The following is a 21,362-nucleotide window of genomic DNA, read 5'->3' on the forward strand; positions in this document are numbered from 1 at the left end:
GCCTCAGACGGTGGCGCCGGCGTTGGGATCGTTCGGGTCGCCTTCTCCCCGCTTGCGCTCGCCCTTGACCAGGTCCTCGCGCTTGATGCCCAGCCACATGGCGATGGCCGCCGCGACGAACACGGACGAATAGATGCCGAACAGGATGCCGATCGTGAGCGCCAGCGCGAAGTGGTGCAGCGTGGCGCCGCCGAACAGCAGCATCGACAGCACCATCATCTGCGTGGAGCCGTGCGTGATGATCGTGCGGCTGATGGTGGAGGTGATCGCGTTGTCGATCGTCTCCACCGTGTTCATCTTGCGGTAGCGGCGGAAGTTCTCGCGGATACGGTCGAAGATCACCACCGACTCGTTGACCGAGTAGCCCAGCACCGCCAGCACGGCGGCCAGCACGGCGAGCGAGAACTCCCACTGGAAGAAGGCGAAGAAGCCCAGGATGATCACGACGTCGTGCAGGTTGGCGATGATGGCCGCCACCGCGAACTTCCATTCGAAGCGGATGGCCAGGTAGAGCATGATGCCCGCGACCACCATGCCCAGGGCCTTCAGGCCGTTGGACACCAGTTCTTCGCCGACCTGCGGGCCGACGAATTCGACCCGGCGCAGGGTGATGCCCGGATCGGTGGCCTTCAGGGCCTGGAAGGTCCGATCGCTTTGTTGCGCCGAACTGACGCCTTTCTGCGCCGGCAACCGGATGATCACGTCGCGGGCGGTGCCGAAGTTCTGCACCTGCACGTCGGAGTAGCCCAGGTTGCTGACCGCGCGGCGCACGTTCTCGACGTCCGGCGGCTGCGAATAGCTCACCTCCATGACGGTCCCGCCGGTGAATTCCACCGACAGGTGCAGCCCCTTCGTGGCGAGGAAGAACACGGCAGCCAGGAACGTGATGAGGGAGATCACGTTGAAGACCAGCGCATTCTTCATGAACGGGATGTCCCGCCGGATCTTGAAGAACTCCACTTACCTTATCCTTCTTGCGGGATGCGAATGCCGCCCCTACGCGTTATTCCTACTCTGCCTTGGTTATAGCGCCATCGGCGTTCGGCCGCCAGACCGTTCCGATGGATACCGCCTTCAATTTCTTCTGCCGTCCGTACCAGAGGTTCACGAGGCCGCGCGAGAAAAACACGGCGGAGAACATCGAGGTCAGGATGCCGATGCAGTGGACCACGGCGAAGCCGCGCACGGGGCCGGAGCCGAAGGCGAGCAGGGCGACGCCGGCGATCAGCGTGGTGACGTTCGAGTCGAGGATGGTCGCCCAGGCGCGGTCGTAGCCGGCGTGGATCGCCGCCTGCGGCGAAGCGCCGCTGCGCAGTTCCTCGCGCACCCGTTCGTTGATCAGCACGTTCGAATCGATGGCCATGCCCAGCGCCAGCGCCATGGCGGCCATGCCGGGGAGCGTCAGCGTCGCCTGCAGCATCGACAGGATCGCCACCAGCAGCAGCAGGTTCACCGCCAGCGCCAGGCCGGAGAACAGGCCGAACAGCATGTAGTAGATGCCCATGAAGGCCACGATCGCCGCGAAGCCCCAGGCCACGCTGTGGAAGCCCTTGGCGATGTTCTCCGCGCCCAGGGTCGGGCCGATGGTCATCTCCTCGATGATCTCCATCGGCGCCGCCAGCGAGCCGGCGCGCAGCAGCAGCGCCACGTCGTTGGCTTCCTTGGTGGTCATGCGGCCGGAGATCTGCACCCGCCCGCCGCCGATCTCGCCGCGGATCACCGGCGCCGTCACGACCTCGCCCTTGCCCTTCTCGAACAGCAGGATGGCCATGCGCTTGCCGACGTTCTCGCGCGTGACGTCGCGGAAGATGCGCCCGCCCTTGGCATCCAGCGTCAGGTGCACGGCGGCCTCCTGCGTCTGGTTGTCGAAGCCGGCCTGGGCATCCGTGAGGTTCTCGCCGGTGAGGATCACCTGCTTCTTCACGATCACCGGGCGGCCTTCGCGGTCCATGTAGCGCTCGTCGCCGAAGGGCACGGGACCGCTGCCGACCTCGGCGGACCGGCCTTCGCTGGACTCGTCGACCATGCGCACTTCCAGCGTCGCGGTGCGGCCCAGGATGTCCTTGGCGCGCGAGGTGTCCTGCACGCCGGGCAGCTGCACCACGATGCGGTCGGCGCCCTGCTGCTGGATCACCGGCTCGGCCACGCCCAGCTCGTTGATCCGGTTGTGCAGCGTCACCATGTTCTGCTTGAGCGCCTGGTCCTGCACGCGGCGGGCGGCGTCCGGCTTGATCGTCGCCGTGAGGACGGTGGTGTCGCCCTCGACGCGTTCGGCAACCTGCAGGTCCGTGAACTGGTCCGCGATGACGTTGCGGCCCGCCGTCAGCGCCTCGGGGTCGCGGAAGCGCACTTCGACGGCCTGGCCGTTGCGGCTGATGCCGGCATGGCGCACGTTCTTCTCACGCAGGATGGAACGCAGGTCGCCGGAATAGGACTCGGCCTTCTTGGTGAGCGCCGCCTGCATGTCGACCTGCAGCATGAAGTGCACGCCGCCCCGCAGGTCCAGCCCCAGGTACATGGGCGCCGCGTTGATCGCCGACATCCACTGCGGCGTCTTGGACAGCAGGTTGAGCGCCACGACGTAGGCGGGGTCGTTCGGGTCCGGGTTGAGGGCGCGCTGGATCGCGTCCTTGGCCTTGAGCTGCGTGTCGGTGCTGTCGAAGCGCGCCTTGACGGAAGTCGGCTCGACCACCGTCGACAGCGGCTTGATACCGGCCTGCGCCAGCGCCTGCTCCACGCGGGCGCGCGTGGTCTGGTCGATGGAGACGCTGCTGCGGCCTGACGAGACCTGGACGGCCGGGTCCTCGCCGAAGAAATTGGGCAGGGTGTAGAGCACCCCGATCAGCAGCGCGATCGCGATGATCGCGTACTTCCAGAGAGGGTATCTGTTCATGGCGTTGAGCGTGGAGGGTTGGGCGTTGAGCGGGTCCAGCCACGCTGAACGCCCGACGCGGAACGCTGAACCTTATTTGATGGAACCCTTGGGAAGCACCTGCACGACGGCCGTGCGCTGGAGCTGCACTTCCACCCCCGGCGCCACTTCGACCACGAGGTAGTTGTCGCCCAGCTTGGTGACGCGGCCCAGGAGACCGCCCGCCGTGGCGACTTCGTCGCCCTTGGCCAGCGCCTCGATCATGGCCTTGTGCTCCTTCTGCCGCTTCATCTGCGGCCGGATCATCACGAAGTACAGGACGACGAACATCAGCACGAGCGGCAGCAGGCTCATGAACGAGGACTGCATGTCGCCGCCTGCGGCGGCCGGCGCCGCTTGGGCGAAGGCGGAAGAAATGAACACGGTGACTCCAGCTGGAAAGCCGCCACGGGCGGGGACCCGCGGCGCAAACGACCATTGTATGCGGCGGGCCGCCTGCGGTTGAGCGCTTGTCGTTCGGCGTTGGGCGCGGGGCGTTGAGCGAGGGGCCGGCGCCCAACGCCCAACGCCCAACGCCTAACGCTTGAGCCCAGGGCTCAGGCCACCTTCTGCGCCGGCGCCTCGTTGCGCCAGCGCTGCAGCAGGGCCTGCCACTGCGGCCGCACCGCCTCGAGATTGCGCGCCTTGACGTGGCCGTAACCGCGGATCTTGTCGGGCAGGCCGGCGATCTCCACCGCCAAGGCGTGGTTGCCCGGCTGCAGCCGCGCCAGCAGCTCCAGCACCGTGGCGCGGTATTCGTCGATCAGGGCGCGCTCCGTCCGGCGCTCTTCCGTGCGGCCGAAGACGTCCAGCGCCGTGCCGCGCAGCCCGCGCAGCCTGGCCAGCAGCCGGAACAGGTGGATGGTGCCCGGGCCGAACTTGCGCTTGACCAGCTCGCCCTTTTCGTTGTGTCTTGCCACCAGCGGCGGCGCCAGGTGGTAGTGGATCCTGAAGTCGCCCTCGAACTGCGCTTCCACCTTCTCGCGGAAGCCCGTGTCGGCGTGCAGGCGCGCCACCTCGTATTCGTCCTTGTAGGCCATCAGGCGGAACAGGCCCTTGGCGACCGTTTCGGCCAGCGTCGTCCTGCCCAGCGGCGCCTCGGCCGAGCGCACGCGCTCGACCAACTCGCGGTAGGCGGCCGCATAGCCGGCGTTCTGGTAGTCCGTGAGGAACTCGACCCGCCGCGCCACCAGGCTGTCGAGCGTCTCGCGCTTCTTGAATTCGATGACCTGCGCGCCGGCGCCCAGCAGGGACGCGACGCGCCCCGGCTCGTGGGCGGCGCGGCGACCCCATTCGAAGGCGGCCTTGTTGTTTTCCACCGCCACGGCGTTCAGTTCGATCGCGCGCAGCAGCGACTCGCGCGCCAGCGGCACCCAGCCCTTCTGCCAGGCGTAGCCCAGCATCATCGGGTTGGTGTAGATGCTGTCGCCCATGAGCTTCGAAGCCAGTTCGTCGGCGTTGAAGGCGGCCAGGCCCTCGTCGCCGACCGCCTTGGCGATCTCGCCGGCGCAGGCGTCGGAGGGGTTGGCCCACTCGGCGTTCTTCACGAAGGCGGCCGTCGGCGTGCCATGGCCATTGAGCGCCACCCGGGTGCGGCCGGGGCGCATGCGGAGCACGGTTTCCTTGCTGGCGGTGACGATCGGGTCGCAGCCGATGATCAGGTCGGCGGCGGCCATGCTCACGCGGGTGGTGCGGATCGCATCCTGCGTGTCGGCGATCAGCACGTGGCTCCAGGTCGCGCCGCCCTTTTGCGCCAGGCCGGCCGAATCCTGGGTGACGATGCCGCGGCCTTCCATGTGCGCGGCCATGCCCAGGAGCTGGCCGATGGTGATCACGCCGGTGCCGCCGACGCCGGCGACGACGATGCCGTAGGCCTCGCCGGTGCGGGGCAGCTGCGGCTCGGGGATCTCGCCGCCCTCGAAGGGCGACGGCGCCGCCTGCGACTTCGCCTTGCGCTTGAGGCTGCCGCCTTCCACCGTCACGAAGCTGGGGCAGAAGCCCTTGAGGCAGCTCGTGTCCTTGTTGCAGGTGCTCTGGTTGATGGTGCGCTTGCGGCCGAACTCGGTTTCCAGCGGTTCGACCGAGAGGCAGTTGGACTTGACGCTGCAGTCGCCGCAGCCTTCGCACACCAGGTCGTTGATCATCACGCGCACCGCGGGATCGGGCATGGTGCCGCGCTTGCGCCGGCGCCGCTTCTCGGTGGCGCAGGTCTGGTCGTAGATCATGGCCGTGACGCCGGGAATCTCGCGCAGCTCGCGCTGGATGCGATCGAGCTCGTCGCGGTGGTGCACCGTCGCACCGGCCGGCAGCTTGGCACCCTCGTACTTCTCCGGCTGGTCGGTCACCACCACCAGGCGGCGCACGCCTTCGGCGTCCAGGCTCTGGGCGATCTGCAGCGGCGTGTGGCCTTCGGGGCGCTCGCCCACCGGCTGGCCGCCGGTCATGGCCACGGCGTCGTTGTACAGGACCTTGTAGGTGATATTCACGCCCGAGGCGATCGCCATCCGGATCGCCAGCAGGCCACTGTGGAAATACGTCCCGTCGCCGATGTTGGCGAACACGTGCTTCTCGTTCGAGAACGGCTGCTGGCCGACCCAGGGCACGCCCTCGCCGCCCATCTGGGTGAAGCCCACGGTGGCGCGGTCCATCCACACCGCCATGAAGTGGCAGCCGATGCCGGCCATGGCGCGCGAGCCTTCCGGCACGACGGTGGACGTGTTGTGCGGGCACCCCGAGCAGAACCAGGGCATGCGCTCGCCCTTGACCTCCACCACCTGCATCGCGCTTTCCTTGGCCTCGATGATGGCCAGCTGGGCGTCGATGCGGGCCTGGATGTCCGCGTCCAGCCCCATCTTCTTCAGGCGGCGGGCGATCGCGCGGGCGATCAGGTGCGGCGACAGGTCGGCGTTGGCGCGCAGCAGGGTGTGGGCGGTGGGGTTAGGGACGGACCACTCGCCGCCGGAGAAGCCGTCGTCCTGGTCGAACTTGCCGACCACGTTGGGCCGCACATCCGGGCGCCAGTTGTACAGCTCCTCCTTCACCTGGTATTCGATGACCTGGCGTTTTTCCTCGACGACGAGGATCTCGCGCAGGCCTTCGGCGAACTCGCGCGTGCCCTGCGCTTCCAGCGGCCAGACCACGCCGACCTTGTGCAGGCGGATGCCGATGCGCCGGCAGGTCTCGTCGTCCAGGCCCAGGTCCAGCAAGGCCTGGCGCGTGTCGTTCCAGGCCTTGCCGCTGGCCATGATGCCGAAGCGGTCGTGCGGGCCCGAGACGGCGGTGTAGTTCAGGCGGTTGGCGCGGATGTACGCCAGCGCCGCGTACCACTTGAAGTCGAACAGGCGCGCTTCCTGGTCCAGCGCCGCATCCGGCCAGCGGATCTGCAGGCCGCCGGGCGGCATCTGGAAGTCGCTCGGGAGCACGATCTGCACCCGCTCGGGATCGATCACGGCGGTGGCGCTCGATTCGACGATCTCCTGGATCGTCTTCATGCCCGACCAGACGCCGGCGTAGCGGCTCAGGGCGAAGGCATGCAGGCCCATGTCGAGGATCTCCTGCACGGTGGCCGGGAAGAACACCGGCAGCCCGCAGGCCTTGAAGATGTGGTCGCTCTGGTGGGCCGCGGTGGAACTCTTGGCGACGTGGTCGTCGCCGGCCACCGCGATCACGCCGCCCCAGGGCGTGGTGCCGGCCATGTTGGCGTGCTTGAAGACGTCGGAGCAGCGGTCCACGCCCGGCCCCTTGCCGTACCAGATGCCGAACACGCCGTCGTACTTGTTGGAGCCGGGCGGCGCGAACCCCATCTGCTGGGTGCCCCACAGCGCGGTGGCGGCGAGTTCCTCGTTGACCCCCGGCTGGAACACGATGTTCTGCGCCTGCAGGTACTCGCGCGCCTTCCACAGCGCCTGGTCGTAGCCACCGAGCGGCGACCCGCGGTAGCCGCTGATGAAGCCGGCGGTGTTCTTGCCCGCGAGGGCATCACGCTGGCGCTGCAGCATCGGCAGCTTCACCAGCGCCTGCACGCCGCTCATGAAGGCGCGGCCGACGTCGAGTGAGTACTTGTCGTCGAGGGTGACGGTTTCCAGCGCCTTGCGGATGTGTTCAGGCAGCGGTGCGTTCATCTTCGGCTTGTCTCCTGGGCGCCCCAGTGTCCATTGCACCGGCAGGCGGCCGCACAGTGTATGTCCCATGGCGGGACAGATGTTTGCTTTTCATGCCGGCTGCAGACTAGGATGCGCAAGGATCTTTCGCCAACGGCAGGTAAATGGAAAAGCTCGATCGATATGACAGCCAGATTCTGGCGGAACTGCAGGCCGACGCACGCCTGACCAACGCCGAACTCGCCCAGCGCGTGGGGCTATCGGCCGCGCCCTGCTGGCGCCGCGTGCGGGCGCTGGAGGAGGCGGGCTACATCAAGGGCTACCACGCCGAGATCGACCGCCACAAGATCGGGCTGGGCGTGCTGGCCTTCGTCCGCGTGGACGCCGAACGCGTCACGGGCCAGAGCGCGCGCGAGATGGAAAACGCGATCCGCCAGGTGCCCGAGATCGTCTCGTGCCACTACATCAGCGGCACGGGCACCTTCGAGCTGCAGGTGGTGGCGCGGGACCTGGACACCTTCTCGCAGTTCGCGCGCCAGGTCCTGATCAACCTGCCGCACGTGAAGGACCTGCACACCAGCTTCTCGCTGGGGGAGATCAAGGCGAGTGCGAGCTTGCCGCTGGGGCACCTGAAGCCTTGACCAGCGCCGGTGCTGGTCCGGGCAGATTGAACGCAGAAGCCGCAAAAGCTACGCAAAAACCGCGAAAGGATCGCCTGGTTCTTTTCTGCGGCCTTTGCGGCGCTTTTGCGGCTTTTGCGTTCAAGCTTTCGCTCAGCTCACCGCGGCCACAGCACCCACAGGGCAAGCGGCTGCTTCAGGCGGCCGGCGATTTCGCCGGCTTCGGGGCCCCAGCCGGTGAAGTAGTCGGCGCGCACGGCGCCGACGATGGCGCTGCCGGTGTCCTGGGCGAAGACCAGGCGGTTCAGGGGGAGCAGCGGGCCGGGCGAGGACAGCCACATCGGCGTTCCGTAGGGCACGCTGTCCCTTTCCACCGCGATCGAACGGCCCGGCGTCAGCGGCACGCCCTGCGCTCCACGCGGGCCGAAGGCCGCGTCGAAATCCGACAGCGGCTCCTCGCGGAAGAACACCACCCGCGGATTGCTCCAGAGCAGTTCCTGCAGGCGCTGCGGATTGGCGCGCGCCCAGGCCTTGATGCCGGGCCAGGACGCATCGCGCAAGGCTCCCTGCTGCAGCAGCCAGGCCCCGACGCTGCGATAAGGCTGCTCGTTGCTGCCCGCATAGGCCAGCCGCACGACGCTGACGCGGCCATCCGGTTCCGTGATCCGCAGCCGCCCCGAGCCCTGGATCTGCAGCGCCAGCGCATCGAGCGGATCGGCCAGCCAGGCGATCTCGCGCCCGCGCAGGCCCGCGCGCGCCTGCGGCAAGGTGTCGATCTCCTGGCGCGTGTACCAGGGCCGGCGGGTGGCCAGGTCCGGCGGCGGCGCGTAGAGCGGCACCTGCTGCGCGCCGCCGGGAAGCCGCGTGGCCTGCAGCATCGGCTCGTAGTAGCCGGTGAGCAGCGTCTCGGCGGCCTGCAGGGGCTCGATGCGGTACGGCTGCAGCCGCTGCTGCAGCCACGCGCGCTGATCCTCGGCGCTGCCGATCGAGAGCCGGCGCACTTCCGGGCACAGGGCGGCGTGCGGCGGCGCCGGCCGTTCGCAACTGCGGATCCACGCGTTCCAGGCCTCGTGCAGCGCGTCTTGGTCGAAGCCGGGCAGCTCGGACCAGCGCACCGGCACCCAGCGCGCCTTCCCCCGCACGACCGCGCCCGGCAGCACGCCGTCTTCGGGTGCGGCGGGCGTGGAGGGCGCGGCCGGCGCGGGCGCGGGCGCAGGGGCCGTGGGAGGCAGGGGCCGCAGGGGCGGCAGCGGCACGGAAGTGCAGGCCGCCAGCGTTCCTACAATGCCGGCAGTCATCAGGATCCGGACCATGCTGCTCATTCTGCTGGAAGCGCTCGCCGCGCTGGTGTTGCTCGTCGCCATCGTGTGGTGGACCATGTTCTCCGGCCGCAAGGGCGGCGAGCCCCCGCGCGACGAGGACGATGGTTCTTCGTGAGCATTCATTGAACAGCCGAACGCAAAAGCCACGAAAGCTGCGCGAAGGCCGCAAAAGGGAACCGGCGAAAGGATGTTCCTTTGCGGCTTTTGCGTGACTTTTGCGGCTTTTGCGTTCTGGTTGTCCGGCCCCTCAAAGATCCCGCAGCAGGTTCGCCAGTTCCACCGCCGATTTCACTTCCATCTTGTCGAAGACGCGCGCGCGGTGCACTTCCACCGTCCGCACGCTGATCGCGAGCTGGTCGGCGATCAGCTTGTTGGGCAGGCCCTTGGCGACCAGGCGCATCACGTCGCGCTCGCGCTCGGTGAGCTCCGACAGCCGGTGCTGCAGCACGCCCTTTTCGCGCCGCGCGGCCTGCACCTCCGAGGAGCGGCGCAGGGCCTCCTCGATGCGGTCCACCAGCGCGTTGTCGGAAAAGGGCTTCTCGCAGAAATCGAAGGCCCCGCGCTTGACCATGTCCACCGCGGTCGGCACGTCGGCATGGCCGGTCAGGAAGATCACCGGCATCACCTCCTGCAGCTGGCGCTCCACCAGCTTGTCGAACAGCGCCAGGCCGCTCATGCCCGGCATGCGCACGTCCAGCAGCAGGCAGCAGGGCTGCGCGGGCGCGAAGCCGCCCTGCAGCATGGCTTCGAATTCCTCCGCACTGCCGAAGGTGGACGACAGCAGCCGGCGCGAGCGCAGCAGCCAGGCCAGCGCCTCGCGCACGCCGGCATCGTCGTCGACGATGAAGACGGTGGCATCGGCGGCGGGCTGCATGGTCAGGCGGCGGTTTCGGCGGGCAGGGTGAACCGGAAGATCGTACCGTGCGGCGGGTTGGGCTCGAACAGGAGATACCCGCCGTGCTGTTCGACCACCGTGCGGCACAGGCTCAGGCCCAGGCCCATGCCCTCCGCCTTGGTCGTGAAGAAGGGCGTGAACAACTGCTTCTTCACCTCCTCCGCGATGCCCGGGCCGCAGTCGGCCACCGAGAATTCGAGCCAGCGCTTGCCGGCATCGCGGGCACCGGTGGCGCGCACCTGCAGCACGATTTCCGGATCGGGCACGCGCGCTTCGTCCATCGCCTGCATCGCATTGCGCGCCAGATTGAGCAGCACCTGCTCCACCATCGTGCGGTCGCACAGGGCCCGCGGCAGGTCTTCGGGCACGCGGACGTCCACCCGCACGCCCAGCTTGTGCGCCTGCAGGTTCATCAGCGGCAGGACCGCGTCGACGAGCACGTGCGGCGCCACGGCCTCGCGGGCCTGCACGCGCCGCCGCACGAAGTCGTGCACGCTCTTGATCACGCGTCCGGCGCGGTCCGCCTGTTCCGCGATGCGGGCCATCGCCACCTGCAGCATGTCGGTGGCGGGCGCGCCCTCCTGCTGCAGCAGGTTCATCGAGCCGGTCGCATAGCTGGCGATGGCCGCCAGCGGCTGGTTCAGCTCGTGGCTCAGGAGCGAGGCCATCTCGCCCACCGTCGCGAGGCGCGCCGTCGCCTGCAGGCGTTCCTGGCTGGCGCGCGAGAGTTCCTCCACCCGCCGCTGCTCGCTGATGTCCAGCACCGCGCTCATCCAGCCGGTCTGCAGCCCCTGGGCATTGATCAGCGGCGCCTCGATCACGAGCACGGGAAAGCGCGTGCCGTCCTTGCGCATGAAGACCGACTCGTAGCCCTCGCGCGGCGGAATGTTGCGCCCGGCCAGCCGCACCTCCTGCCGCCTGCGGTACTCCTCCACGCGCTCGGGCGGCCAGTAGGGCGCCTGGGCGCCCTTGCCCATGAGCTCGTCGGGCGAGAAACCCACCATCTGGCAGAAGGCCGGATTGACGTAGGTGGTGCGTCCCTGCAGGTCGCGCGCGCGCAGGCCGGTCACCAGCGAATCCTCCATCGCCTTGCGAAAGGCGAGCGCGTCCGCCAGGTCCTGCTCCACCCGCAGGCGCCGCCGCGTGTCGTGCCCCAGCATGAAGAGCACCGTGACCAGCGCGATCGACATCACCGTGACCAGCGCCGTCAGCACGTTCGGGAACAGGTCCGGCTCGGAGCGGCGCCAGCTGTCCATGCGCAGCACCATGGTGTTGCCCGGCAGGTCCAGCAGCTGCTGGGCGGAGAACACGCGCTGGCCGCGCCGCGCGAGGCCGTGCATCGCCAGCCGCGTGCCGTCCGCCTCCGTGAAGGAGATCTCCTGGCTCTTGCCCATCTGCGGGCCGATCTGCGTGGCCAGCAGGTCCACCAGCGAATAGGTCGCGACGACGAAGCCGATCAGGCGGCCGGCCTCCACGTGCGGCAGGCACAGTTCCATCAGCTCCAGGCCGAAGCCGTCGGCCAGCGGCACGAAGTGGCTGCGGGCATAGGCGTGGCTGCTGATGCGGGTGGCCGTGGCGCAGGCCTGCTGCACCTCGGGCAGCGAGTTCTCGCGCCCGAAGCGGCCGAACACCGGCGTGCGGTACGGCGAGTCGACCGCGTCGCGCAGCTCCAGCTTCGGGCCGCGCGCTTCGATGCGCACCCATTCGCGGTGGACGCGCAGCAGTTGCTCCGCCTGCGCGCGCCATTGCTCGCGCCGGGGCGGGCCGCTCTGCAGGGCCTGCAGTTCCTGCACGTTGCGGGTGAGCGCCGCGCGCATGTCGCTCAGGGCGTCAGCGGCGTCGCGTTCGACGTTCGCCTGCGCCACGCTGGCCTCGTAGCGGGCCGCCAGGTACACGAGCGTGACCAGCAGCGCGACGACCAGCACGCCGAGCAGCACCCACAGCGACCAGCGCCGCAGGGTGGTCAGGCGAATGGCGGAAATCCCCGGAACGAAATGCGAGGTCACGACGCGATGTCACAACACCCTGTGCTGCAGCGCCGGCAACTGGCTGCGCACCTGCTGCAGCCGCTCGCGCGCGATCTCCGCCAGGACGACGCCGGCCCCTTCGTCCTCGCGCTGCGCCAGCACCACGCCCCAGGGATCGACCACCATCGAATGGCCCCAGGTGCGCCGGCCGTTGTCGTGCCGGCCGCCCTGCGCCGGCGCAGCGACGTAGGCCAGGTTCTCGATCGCGCGGGCCCGCAGCAGCAGTTCCCAGTGAGCCTGGCCGGTGCCGAAGGTGAAGGCGCTGGGCACCAGCAGCAGGTCGGCGGCGAGCGCACGGTACAACTCGGGAAAGCGCAGGTCGTAGCAGACCGACAGCCCCACGCGCCACGCATGGCCGTCGCGCGAGGGCAGCGTGAAGGCCTGCGGCGCGGCACCCGCCTCGATCACGCGCGACTCGTCGTACTGCTCGCCGCGGCCGTTGTCGTAGCGGAACAGGTGGATCTTGTCGTAGCGCGCCACGCACTCGCCCTGCGGCGAATAGGCCAGGCTGCTGTTGCGCACGTGCTGCGCGGACTCCGCCACCAGCGGCAGCGTGCCGCCGACGATCCACAGGCCCAGTTCGCGTGCCGTGCCGGCGAGGAAGGACTGCACGGCACCTTCGCCGAAGGGCTCGCGCACCGCCAGCTTGTCGGCATCGCGCTGGCCCATGAGGCAGAAGTACTCGGGCAGGACGGCGAGTTCGGCCCCGGCGCGCGCGGCCTCGGCCAGCAGGCTGTAGGCGGTGTCGAGGTTGGCGGCGACCCGGGCGCCGGACACGGTCTGGAGGGCGGCGATCTTCATGGCGGTTCTCCCTTCAACGCATGGCGGGTTCGGCCGGCCCGGCGGGGCCGCCGGAGACACCGGTCGTCTCGGGCACGAGCGAGCGGGCCACGCGCGTCATCCGCGGGTCGGTCCAGGTGCCGTCGACATGGAATTCCTGGGTGGCGGCGCGCATCAGCGGCTGGCGCAGGAACATCTGCGCCAGGAAGGAGCCGAGGCCGATCGCCGGGTTGATCACCGTCGCCACCAGCGAGGCGGTGCCGGCGTTGATCTCCGGCACCACGACCACCTTGAGGTCCTGCGTCTCGCGGGCGATGTCGGCCCTGCCTTCCATCAGCACCGCGGCGTTCACGCCCTTCATCTGCAGGTTGTTGGTGGAGGCGATGCCGCGCTCGATCGCGATGTCCCCGCGCACGAAGTCGAACGGGAAGCCCTGGCTGAACACGTCGCGGAAATCCAGCACCAGCCGCCGCGGCAGGGACTGCAGGCTCAGCACGCCCAGCAGCTTGGCCAGCCCGGGATCGGCCTTGAGGAACTGGCCGTTCTCGACCTGCACGTTGAAGTTGCCGCTCATGGTGGGATAGTCGAAGGCCAGCGGCGAGCCGAGCCAGGAAACGTTGCCTTCCATGGCGCCGTGCCCGCGCCGCAGCACGTCCTTCATGCCCATGCGCGCCAGCAGCCCGCCGGCGTCGGCGATGTCGAGGCGGAACTTGATGGCGGTGCGCAGGCGCTCGGGCCGGCCGGTGAGCTGGCGCGGCCCGCCGGGCGCGACCGGCTGCGCACCCAGGGCCGCCCAGTTGCCCGAGGCGCTGAACGAGGCTTCCGGCATCGTGAGGTTCAGCTTGTTGAGGCGCCATTCGCGGATGCCGCCCTCGCGCGCCACGGTGCCGGCGCCGCGGTTCACGGCCTCGATTTCCAGCCGCCCGAGCCGGCGGCCTTTCAGTTCGAACTCGTCGACGATCACGTCGAGCGCGGGGATGGCGGTTTGCTGGTCCAGCAGCTCCTCGACCTGGCTCGCGGCCGAAGCCGCCATGTTCAGGCGCGCCAGCCGCGCGTAGATGCGGCCCGCGCCGGAGTTCTGCGGCTGGCGGTATTCCACGTACCCATCGAGTTCCTGGGCCTCGATGTTGGCGCGCCAGACCCGGCCGTCGCGCGAGCCGCCGACCACCACGTCGTGCAGCGTGCGGCCGTCGGCGCTCAGTTCCTTCGCGCGCAGGGCGATTACGGTCGGCAGGTAGGACTGGCTGGCGCCGAGGTCGCGTGCGGGCGCCGGCGTGGCGCCGCCGGTGGCTGAAGCCGCTGCCGGCTCGGGGCCCGAGACGCGCGCCAGGGCGTCCTCCCACGCATCGACGTTGAACTGTCCCAGCTGCACGTTGGCCGTGACGCCCTCTTCCGGCATGAGCACGCTTTCCCCCGGTGCCAGGCCGATCGCGATGGCGCCGCGCACCACCTGCGGCTCCGGGCCGCTGAGGTCGCGCACGAAGCTGACCGAACCGACGCGCGCCAGCTCCAGCGACAGCAGTTCCTGCAGCTTGCCTTGCGGGACCAGCGCATCGCGCGTGAGCGCCGTCTCGTAGCGCAGCGGCAGCACGCTCTCGGCGGGCTTGTTCAAGGGCGGCGGCAGGTTCACCGCCAGCCCCTGCAGGTTGCTCGAGACCTGCACCTCGGGCGGCCCGCGCCGGAAGGTGAGCAGCAGGTTGTAGCTGGTGGCGCCGCTGAAGTTGTGCGCCAGCCGCGAGAAGAATCCGAGCTCGTGGGCCTGGCGCAGGCCTTCGGCGCTCACCGTGCCCTGCCCGCGCAACTGCACGATCGCCGGCTCGCCCGGACCGCCGGGGCGCGAGCCGCCTTCCAGCCGCACTTCGCCGCCGAGCGCCCGCGCCTGCACCCCGGCGACCTGGAAGCCCTTGTCGGAAAAGAGGATCGCGCCGCGGGCCCGGGCCAGCAGCGGGCTCTCGGGCGTCATCTGCACGTCGCTGTTCACCAGCGTCACCGTGCCCTGCACCTGCGAGCGCGTCAGGTCGCGCAGCGGCAGCGCCAGCCGCAGCTGCACTTCGGCGGTGCCGGTGCCGGTGGTGCGCGCCAGCGCCTGGCTGGTCATGGCCGCGGCCGGCGAGGTGTTCACCACCGCCAGCGACTCGCTCACCGGCCCCTCGATGCGGCCCTGTACGTCGACCTGCGGATGATGGAACGCGGGGATCTGGACGTCGGCGTGGATCTGCAGCTGCGGCCGCCCATGCACCCGGCCGGCCGCGCCCCTGACCTGCATGCCGTCGCCCTGGAACACCAGCTCGCCGGACAGCGCCGTGAAGGGAGGCCAGCTCCCCGGCCCCTGGTTGATGCTCGCAGGCACGTAGGCGAGCACCACGTCCTTCACCTGGGTCGTGACCAGGAACTCGCCACTGCGGTTGTCGGCAAACGGGAACTGGCGCAGGTCGCCCTTCACCCGGAACTTCGTGCCCGTGGCCGCGCCGCTCACGACAGCTTCCTGCACGTAGGAACGCGCCCGGGCGGGGACGGCGAGCGGCAGGTAGCGCCACACGCGCGCGCCATCGGCGCGGCTGAGGCTGCCCTGCAGGTCCAGCACGCCGGGAAAACGCGCCCCGCCGGCCTTCGCATCGGCCGTGTGCCAGCGGGCCTGGGCCTCGCCTTCGGCATCGGCGTTCGCGAACTTCAGGTTGTTGACGTCCAGCGACAGCTGCGCGCCCTTGACCTGCCAGTGCAGGTCGGCGGCCAGGGTAGTCACCGGGATCACCGGCTCGTCGAACACGCCGGGAAACTCCAGCGTGCCCTGCTCGATGGCCAGCTTCGCCTTGCCGCCGCGCTGGGTGATGTCGAAGTCGAGCGAGGCGCCGCGCAGGCCGGGGATGCCGGCGTGCCCGTCAGGGTGCGGCTGCGCCGCGGTTTCCAGCCGGACGGCGCGCCCGCGCGCTTCATATTTCTGCAGCGCATCGAGCGGCCCCTGCCAGCGTGCCTGCAGGGTCTCGACCAGGCCCTGCGGCGCGTAGGCCTGCAGCGCCGCACGGGTGGCCTCGCCGAGCGGCAGCCGCGTGGCCACTTGGCTGAGCGCGTGCAGGTCCAGCCGGTCGGCGCGCAGCTCGCCCTGGGCGGCGGTCTGGCCCTGGGCGCGGCCCCAGCTCAGGGCCACGTTGCCGCCCGGCCAGGCGTGGCCGTCTTCGGTGAGGAACTGCAGGTCCTGGGTCTGGAACTCGAAGCCGGTGGCGGTGCGCTTGCCCCCCAGGCGGCCGGAGACGGACTGCAGCACCAGCGGCTCCAGGGCCGTGGCCAGCGTCGCCCGCACCTCGGTGAGCACGATGTCGGCCGTGCCGCCGACCAGCTGGCCGCGTTCGACGTCGGCCCAGGCCCGCAGCCGGCCGCGGCCCTGCGCGATGTCGAAGCCGAGATCGGCGTGCTGGCGCAGCTGCGACAGGTCGACCTCGCCGAACTGCGCGTGCACTTCGCCCACCCACTGCTGCCAGCGGCCCGGGCTGGCGGACAGCAGTGGCTGGCGGAAGATGCCGGCGAGGGAGAAGCGCTGGCCCCAGGCCGGCGGCGGCGTCGCGTCCAGCCGCAGCAGGTGGCGCCGCGCATGCGAGCGGGCGACGAAGTCGACCTCGCCCAGGGCCAGCGTCGGTGCGCCGCGCAGTTCGTCGGTCCATTCGAGCGTGCCGCCCTGGAGCACGAATTCGCGTTGGCTGAAGAACCAGTCCGCCGCGCGCCCTTCGCTGTCGCTGCCGCCCGAGACGTCCAGGCCGCCGACGAAGATGCGGCCATCCGCCGCGCGCCGGATGGCGAGCGTCGGCCGCTCGATATAGAGCTGCTCGAAACCGAGATTCCACAGTGAGCGCGGGGACAAGGCGGCGATCACCAGCGGCAGCCGCAGCGCCTCGCGGCCCTGCGGATCCAGCAGCACCACGTCCTGCAGCGTGAAGGAAGGCACCAGGCCTTCGGTGCGGGCGCTGATGTTGCCGATGCGCACCGGAATTCCCAGCAGCTTGCTGGCGCGGATTTCCAGTGCCGGGCGCAGTTCGCCGATACGCGGCACAATGAATCCATGCAGCGCCCCCCAGGCCACCGTGAGCAGCAGCGATGCCGCGAGCAGCAGCCACAGGGACCACTTGGCGGCTGCGGCAAACAACCTCAGCGCGCGTGAGGGATTCGGCGGCGTCGCATTCATGAAGACTTGGGAGTGGCGGGAATTATGACCCTCGGCGACGCGCCGGGTTCTGGCAGCGACGACAACGCACCGCAGCGCGGGGCCACCGCGGACGACAGCGGCATCGCGCCGGATCCACTCTCCGGCCAATCGCGTTTCGTGCAGCGCCTGCGCCGGCGCTATGCGGGCGAACTGGAATTGTTGCCGACGGGTGCGCCAGCGCACGCCACGATGGCGATCGCTTACCAGGCTTTACGTTCGCGCGGCTTCGATGTGCCCTCCGCGCTACGCGTGCTGCGCCAGCTGGTGATGGAGCGGCTGGTGGTGCTCGATTGTGACCGGCAGGCGCCGCTGGCGACGATCACGCATGCCGTGACGGAGCTGGCGGAATTCGCGCTCGACACCGCCTGCCGCCATGCCTGCGCCGAACTGGACGAGGTGTACGGCGCGCCGACGCGCTCGGACGGCCAGCGCGCGCAGCTGTGGATCGTCGGCATGGGCAAGCTGGGGGCGCGCGAGCTCAATGTCTCGAGCGACATCGACCTGGTGTACGTCTACGAGGAAGACGGCGAGACGGCCGGCAACGGCGACGGCCGCAACCGCATCAGCAACCACGAGTACTTCGCCAAGCTGGTGAAGGCCATCTACGGGCTGATCGGCGACGTGACCGAGCACGGCTTCGTGTTCCGGGTCGACCTGATGCTGCGGCCCAACGGCAATTCGGGCCCGCAGGCGGTGTCGCTCGGCGCGCTGGAAGATTATTTCCAGGTCCAGGGGCGCGAATGGGAGCGCTTCGCCTGGCTGAAAAGCCGGGTGGTCGCCCCGCGCAGCTGCATCGAGGACGGCGGCGCCCAGCAACTGCGCGGCGCCGTGCTGCCCTTCGTGTTCCGCCGCTACCTGGATTACGCGGTGTTCGATTCGCTGCGCTCGCTGCACCGGCAGATCCGCGAGCACGCGGCGCGGCGGGCAGCCGGCCGGCCCGAGCGCGCCAACGACGTCAAGCTGTCGCGTGGCGGCATCCGCGAGATCGAATTCATCGTGCAGCTGCTGCAGGTGGTGCGCGGCGGCCAGTATCCCGAACTGCGCACGCGCCCCACGCTGCAGGCCCTGGAGCGGCTGGCGCGGGCGGGGCTGATGTCCGACGAGACCGCCGGCGCGCTCGCCGCCGCGTACACCTTCCTGCGCCGGGTCGAACACCGCATCCAGTACCTGGACGACCAGCAGACCCACGTGCTGCCCATGGGCTGCCGCAACGAGGACGAAGACGGCGACCTGGCCTGGATCGCCCACACCATGGGCTACGCGGACTGCTGTCCCTTCCTGCACGAACTCGATGGCCACCGCGAGCTGGTGGCGGAGGAATTCGACAAGCTCCTGGGCGGCTCGACGGAGTGCAGGAGCTGCGCCGGTCCCAAGGCGAGCAAGGCACCGCCGGAGCTGGGCGACCTGCTGGAACAGCTGCCCGCGCAGCTGCAGCAGCGCATCCACGGCTGGTGCGGCCATCCGCGCGTGATGGCGCTGCGCGACGACGCCCGTCATCGCCTGTCGCGCCTGATCGCCCGCACCGGGCAGTGGCTGCAGGAAGGCCGCGTGAGCGAGGAAGCCGCGCTGCGCATGATGGACTGGATCGAGCCGCTGCTGCGGCGCGAGAGCTACCTGGCGCTGGTCTGGGAGCGGCCGGGCGTGCACGAGCGGCTGCTGCGCATCCTCGGCGAGGCGCGCTGGCCGGCCCGCTACCTGATCCAGCATCCCGGCGTGATCGACGAACTCGCGAGCGACGGCCTGCTCAAGGAACGCTTCAGCGCCGCGGACTACGAGCGCGAGCTGGAGCACCGCAAGCGCTCGGTGATGATCACCGGCGAGGACGACGACGAGATGCTGCTGAACCTGCTGCGGCGGGCCCACCATGCGGAGCTGTTCCGCACGCTGGCGCGCGACGTGGAAGGGGCCCTCACGGTCGAACAGGTGGCCGACGAACTGAGCGCGCTGGCGGACGCCACCCTGAGCATCACCGCGCGGTGGTGCTGGGAGCGCCTGAACAAGCGGCACCGCGAGACGCCGCGCTTCGCCATCCTCGGCTACGGCAAGCTGGGGGGCAAGGAACTGGGCTACGGCAGCGATCTCGACATCGTGTTCGTCTACGAGGACGAGGACGAGCGCGCCCCGGAAGCCTACGCCGCCTTCGTGCGCAAGATCATCATCTGGCTGTCGACCAAGACGGCCGAGGGCGACCTGTTCGAGATCGATACGGCGCTGCGGCCGAACGGCAACTCCGGCCTGCTGATCACGACCTTCCAGTCCTACGACGACTACCAGCAGCGCCGCGGCAGCAACACCGCGTGGACCTGGGAACACCAGGCGATGACGCGGGCGCGCTTCGTCACCGGGCTGGATGCCTTGCGGTCCCGCTTCGACGCCGTGCGGCAGGCGGTGATCACGGCGCCGCGCGACGTCCGCGCGCTGCAGCGCGAGATCGTGGCGATGCGCGAGCGGGTGCGCAGCGCCCACCCGGTGCGCGCCGGCCGCTTCGACCTCAAGCACAGCCCCGGCGGCATGGTCGATGCGGAGTTCGCGGTGCAGTTCCTGGTGCTGTCGCAGTCGGCCCATCATCCGGAATTGATCCCGAACCTCGGCAACATCGCGCTGCTGCAGCGCGCCGAGACGGCGGGGCTGCTGCCCGCCGGCGTCGGCCAGCGCGCTGCTTCGGCGTACCGCGAATTGCGCCGCCACCAGCACCACGCGCGGCTGAACGAGGAGTCGACGCAGGTCGCGCAGGATGGCCTGGCGGCCGAGCGCGACGCGATCCTGGCGCTCTGGCAGCACGTGTTCCCGTAGGCTGGCGGTGACGGCGCGCGGAGCGCGCCGGGAACCCCAGCGCTGCTGGCGCCGCCGGTGATCGCTGGGGTTTCGCTTCGCTCCACCACCAGCCTACGTTTCGCTTCGCTCCACCACCGTTTCGCTCGGTTTTTCCGAGAGCCCTCTCCACCACGACAGTGGGGGCCGGTGGTAGTCTGGCAGGCTCTTCGCAGATCCACGCATGACCCACACGCGTTTCCCCGCCGCGGGCGGCCTGGCGTTGCTGCTCTCTCTGGCCGGCTGCGCGCTGCCCCGTCCACCCGCTGCCCCCGACGCTCCCGAGCCGGCGCGCTGGCAGGCGCCGCTGCCGCATGGCGGCAAGGTGACCGACCTCACCCGCTGGTGGACGCAGTTCGGCGATCCGCTGCTGGTCGACCTGGTCGAAGCGGCGCAGACGGTGAGCCCGACGGTGGCCACCGCCGGCACCCGCATCGCGGAAGCGCGCGCCAATCGCGTGGCGGCGCGGGCGGCGCTGCTGCCTTCGCTGGACACCAGCGTGGCCATCGTCCGCGGCAACACGCAGGCAGGCGCGCCGGGAGGCGGGGGCGCGGTCGGCGCCGGGGCCGCCGGGGCGCCGGGCGCCGCGCTGCCGCCGACCACCATCACGCAGTCCAACCTGCAGGCCGCCTGGGAGATCGACCTGTTCGGCGGCCGGCAGGCGCAGGCCGACGCGGCGGCAGCCCGCCTGCGGGGGGCCCAGGCCGGCTGGCACGACGCGCGCGTCGCCGTGGCGGCGGAGACCGCCACCAGCTACGTCGACCTGCGGGTTTGCGAGCGCCAGCTGGAAGTGGCGCGCAACGACGCCCGATCGCGGGCGGAGTCGGCGCGGCTCACCGGCCTGAGTGCCGACGCCGGATTCACCGCGCCGGCCGTGGCCGCCCAGGCACGCGCCAGCGCGGCCGAAGCCAGCGCACGGGTCACGCAGCAGCAGGCCCAGTGCGACCTGACCGTCAAGGCGCTGATCGCCCTCACGGGCCTGGACGAAGCCGCCCTGCGCCGGCGCCTGGAGGCGGGCTGGACGGAGCCGAGCGGGATCGCGGCCGGCGCGATCCCTTCGCTGCCCGCCGCGCTGCTGGCACAGCGCCCCGACGTCTACGCGGCCGAACGCAACGTCGAAGCCGCCAGCGCCGACGTCGGGGCCGCCCGTGCCGATCTCTATCCGCGCCTGTCCCTGAGCGGCCAGCTCGGCTCGGCGCTGATCCACGTGGCGGGCCAGAACCTCAGCGCCCGCACCTGGCAGATCGGCCCGCTGGCGCTCAGCATGCCGGTGTTCGACGCCGGGCGCCGCGCCGCCGCCACCGATGCGGCGGTCGCCCGCTACGAGGAAGCGGTGGTGCAGTACGAGGCCCGCGTGCGCCAGGCCGTGCGCGAAGTGGAGGAAGCGCTCGTCAACCTGCGCAGCGCGGACGACCGCAGCGACGACGCGCGGATTGCGGTGGAAGGCTACCGCGTCTCCTTCGCTGCCGCCGAAGCCCGCTACCGCAGCGGCCTGGGCAGCCTGATCGAGCTGGAAGACCAGCGCCGGGTGCTGCTGGCCGCCGAGACCACGCTGGTGGGCCTGCAGCGGGACCGCGTCGCGGCCTGGATCGCCCTGTACCGCGCGCTGGGTGGCGGCTGGCGCACCCCCGAGACGAGCACCGCGCGCAGCGCCAACCCGAACGACGAGGAAGCCCCCCGGTGAGACTCCAGCCCCTGCCC

Annotated in this window: 13 protein-coding genes; 4 read left to right on the forward strand and 9 right to left on the reverse strand. The window is 70.2% G+C overall.

Features of this window, described 5'->3' with window-relative positions; translation table 11 throughout:
* Nucleotides 1-3: 3 nt before the first annotated feature.
* The 4 genes from secF to JI746_RS10310 all read right to left on the reverse strand — a co-directional run bounded on the left by secF (nt 4) and on the right by JI746_RS10310 (nt 7,032).
* Nucleotides 4-960 (reverse strand): protein translocase subunit SecF, encoded by a 957-nt coding sequence (gene secF / locus JI746_RS10295; RefSeq protein WP_201689160.1) that lies wholly within the window; start codon nt 958-960, stop codon nt 4-6.
* A gap of 49 nt (nt 961-1,009) precedes the next feature.
* Entirely contained in the window at nt 1,010-2,893 is a 1,884-nt protein-coding gene (secD, locus tag JI746_RS10300) for a protein translocase subunit SecD (RefSeq protein ID WP_201689161.1), read from the reverse strand.
* Between the two features lie 72 nt (nt 2,894-2,965).
* Entirely contained in the window at nt 2,966-3,295 is a 330-nt protein-coding gene (gene yajC / locus JI746_RS10305; protein ID WP_201689162.1) for a preprotein translocase subunit YajC, read from the reverse strand.
* A gap of 173 nt (nt 3,296-3,468) precedes the next feature.
* Complete coding sequence (locus JI746_RS10310) at nt 3,469-7,032, reverse strand: indolepyruvate ferredoxin oxidoreductase family protein (protein WP_201689163.1); 3,564 nt, start codon at nt 7,030-7,032, stop codon at nt 3,469-3,471.
* A gap of 143 nt (nt 7,033-7,175) precedes the next feature.
* Between JI746_RS10310 and JI746_RS10315 the strand changes: the two genes are divergently transcribed.
* Nucleotides 7,176-7,652, forward strand: coding sequence for an Lrp/AsnC family transcriptional regulator (locus JI746_RS10315; RefSeq protein WP_201689164.1), 477 nt, complete (start codon nt 7,176-7,178; stop codon nt 7,650-7,652).
* A 137-nt stretch (nt 7,653-7,789) separates the two neighbouring features.
* Here the strand turns inward: JI746_RS10315 and mltA are convergent, their stop codons facing one another.
* A complete protein-coding gene (gene mltA, locus JI746_RS10320; RefSeq protein WP_408004091.1) occupies nt 7,790-8,953 on the reverse strand; it encodes a murein transglycosylase A in 1,164 nt (387 codons plus the stop codon).
* Here mltA and JI746_RS28000 point away from each other — a divergent pair.
* Nucleotides 8,943-9,068 carry a hypothetical protein gene (locus JI746_RS28000; RefSeq protein ID WP_269129433.1) on the forward strand — a complete coding sequence of 42 codons (126 nt, stop codon included), beginning with the start codon at nt 8,943-8,945 and terminating at the stop codon, nt 9,066-9,068. The two genes, mltA and JI746_RS28000, sit on opposite strands and share 11 nt — an antisense overlap.
* Nucleotides 9,069-9,200: 132 nt before the next feature.
* On the opposite strand, the gene JI746_RS10325 is transcribed toward JI746_RS28000, so the two are convergent.
* From JI746_RS10325 to JI746_RS10340, 4 genes are read right to left on the reverse strand one after another with little or no spacing between them, the layout of a single operon-like run.
* Nucleotides 9,201-9,827 (reverse strand): response regulator transcription factor, encoded by a 627-nt coding sequence (locus JI746_RS10325; RefSeq protein WP_201689168.1) that lies wholly within the window; start codon nt 9,825-9,827, stop codon nt 9,201-9,203.
* Between the two features lie 2 nt (nt 9,828-9,829).
* Entirely contained in the window at nt 9,830-11,854 is a 2,025-nt protein-coding gene (locus JI746_RS10330) for a two-component system sensor histidine kinase NtrB (RefSeq protein WP_330892982.1), read from the reverse strand.
* 9 nt (nt 11,855-11,863) lie between these two features.
* Nucleotides 11,864-12,676 carry a carbon-nitrogen hydrolase family protein gene (locus JI746_RS10335; RefSeq protein ID WP_201689170.1) on the reverse strand — a complete coding sequence of 271 codons (813 nt, stop codon included), beginning with the start codon at nt 12,674-12,676 and terminating at the stop codon, nt 11,864-11,866.
* 13 nt (nt 12,677-12,689) lie between these two features.
* A complete protein-coding gene (locus tag JI746_RS10340; RefSeq protein ID WP_201689172.1) occupies nt 12,690-16,829 on the reverse strand; it encodes a YhdP family protein in 4,140 nt (1,379 codons plus the stop codon).
* 24 nt (nt 16,830-16,853) lie between these two features.
* Here JI746_RS10340 and glnE point away from each other — a divergent pair, with 24 nt between their 5' ends.
* Together glnE and JI746_RS10350 are read left to right on the forward strand one after the other, a co-directional pair.
* Nucleotides 16,854-19,643, forward strand: coding sequence for a bifunctional [glutamate--ammonia ligase]-adenylyl-L-tyrosine phosphorylase/[glutamate--ammonia-ligase] adenylyltransferase (glnE, locus tag JI746_RS10345; protein WP_201689174.1), 2,790 nt, complete (start codon nt 16,854-16,856; stop codon nt 19,641-19,643).
* Between the two features lie 202 nt (nt 19,644-19,845).
* Complete coding sequence (locus JI746_RS10350; RefSeq protein WP_201689176.1) at nt 19,846-21,345, forward strand: efflux transporter outer membrane subunit; 1,500 nt, start codon at nt 19,846-19,848, stop codon at nt 21,343-21,345.
* Nucleotides 21,346-21,362 lie beyond the last annotated feature (17 nt).

The organism is Ramlibacter alkalitolerans, from assembly GCF_016722765.1.
Taxonomy (GTDB): Bacteria; Pseudomonadota; Gammaproteobacteria; order Burkholderiales; family Burkholderiaceae_C; genus Ramlibacter; species Ramlibacter alkalitolerans.

Excerpts from the sequence above, each read along its gene's own strand:
- JI746_RS10310 (WP_201689163.1), bottom strand. The coding sequence starts at position 7,032 with ATGAACGCACCGCTGCCTGAACACATCCGCAAGGCGCTGGAAACCGTC.
- JI746_RS10340 (WP_201689172.1), bottom strand. The coding sequence starts at position 16,829 with ATGAATGCGACGCCGCCGAATCCCTCACGCGCGCTGAGGTTGTTTGCC.
- JI746_RS28000 (WP_269129433.1), top strand. The coding sequence starts at position 8,943 with ATGCTGCTCATTCTGCTGGAAGCGCTCGCCGCGCTGGTGTTGCTCGTC.
- JI746_RS10315 (WP_201689164.1), top strand. The coding sequence starts at position 7,176 with ATGGAAAAGCTCGATCGATATGACAGCCAGATTCTGGCGGAACTGCAG.
- secD (WP_201689161.1), bottom strand. The coding sequence starts at position 2,893 with ATGAACAGATACCCTCTCTGGAAGTACGCGATCATCGCGATCGCGCTG.
- JI746_RS10350 (WP_201689176.1), top strand. The coding sequence starts at position 19,846 with ATGACCCACACGCGTTTCCCCGCCGCGGGCGGCCTGGCGTTGCTGCTC.
- JI746_RS10335 (WP_201689170.1), bottom strand. The coding sequence starts at position 12,676 with ATGAAGATCGCCGCCCTCCAGACCGTGTCCGGCGCCCGGGTCGCCGCC.
- JI746_RS10325 (WP_201689168.1), bottom strand. The coding sequence starts at position 9,827 with ATGCAGCCCGCCGCCGATGCCACCGTCTTCATCGTCGACGACGATGCC.
- glnE (WP_201689174.1), top strand. The coding sequence starts at position 16,854 with ATGACCCTCGGCGACGCGCCGGGTTCTGGCAGCGACGACAACGCACCG.
- mltA (WP_408004091.1), bottom strand. The coding sequence starts at position 8,953 with ATGAGCAGCATGGTCCGGATCCTGATGACTGCCGGCATTGTAGGAACG.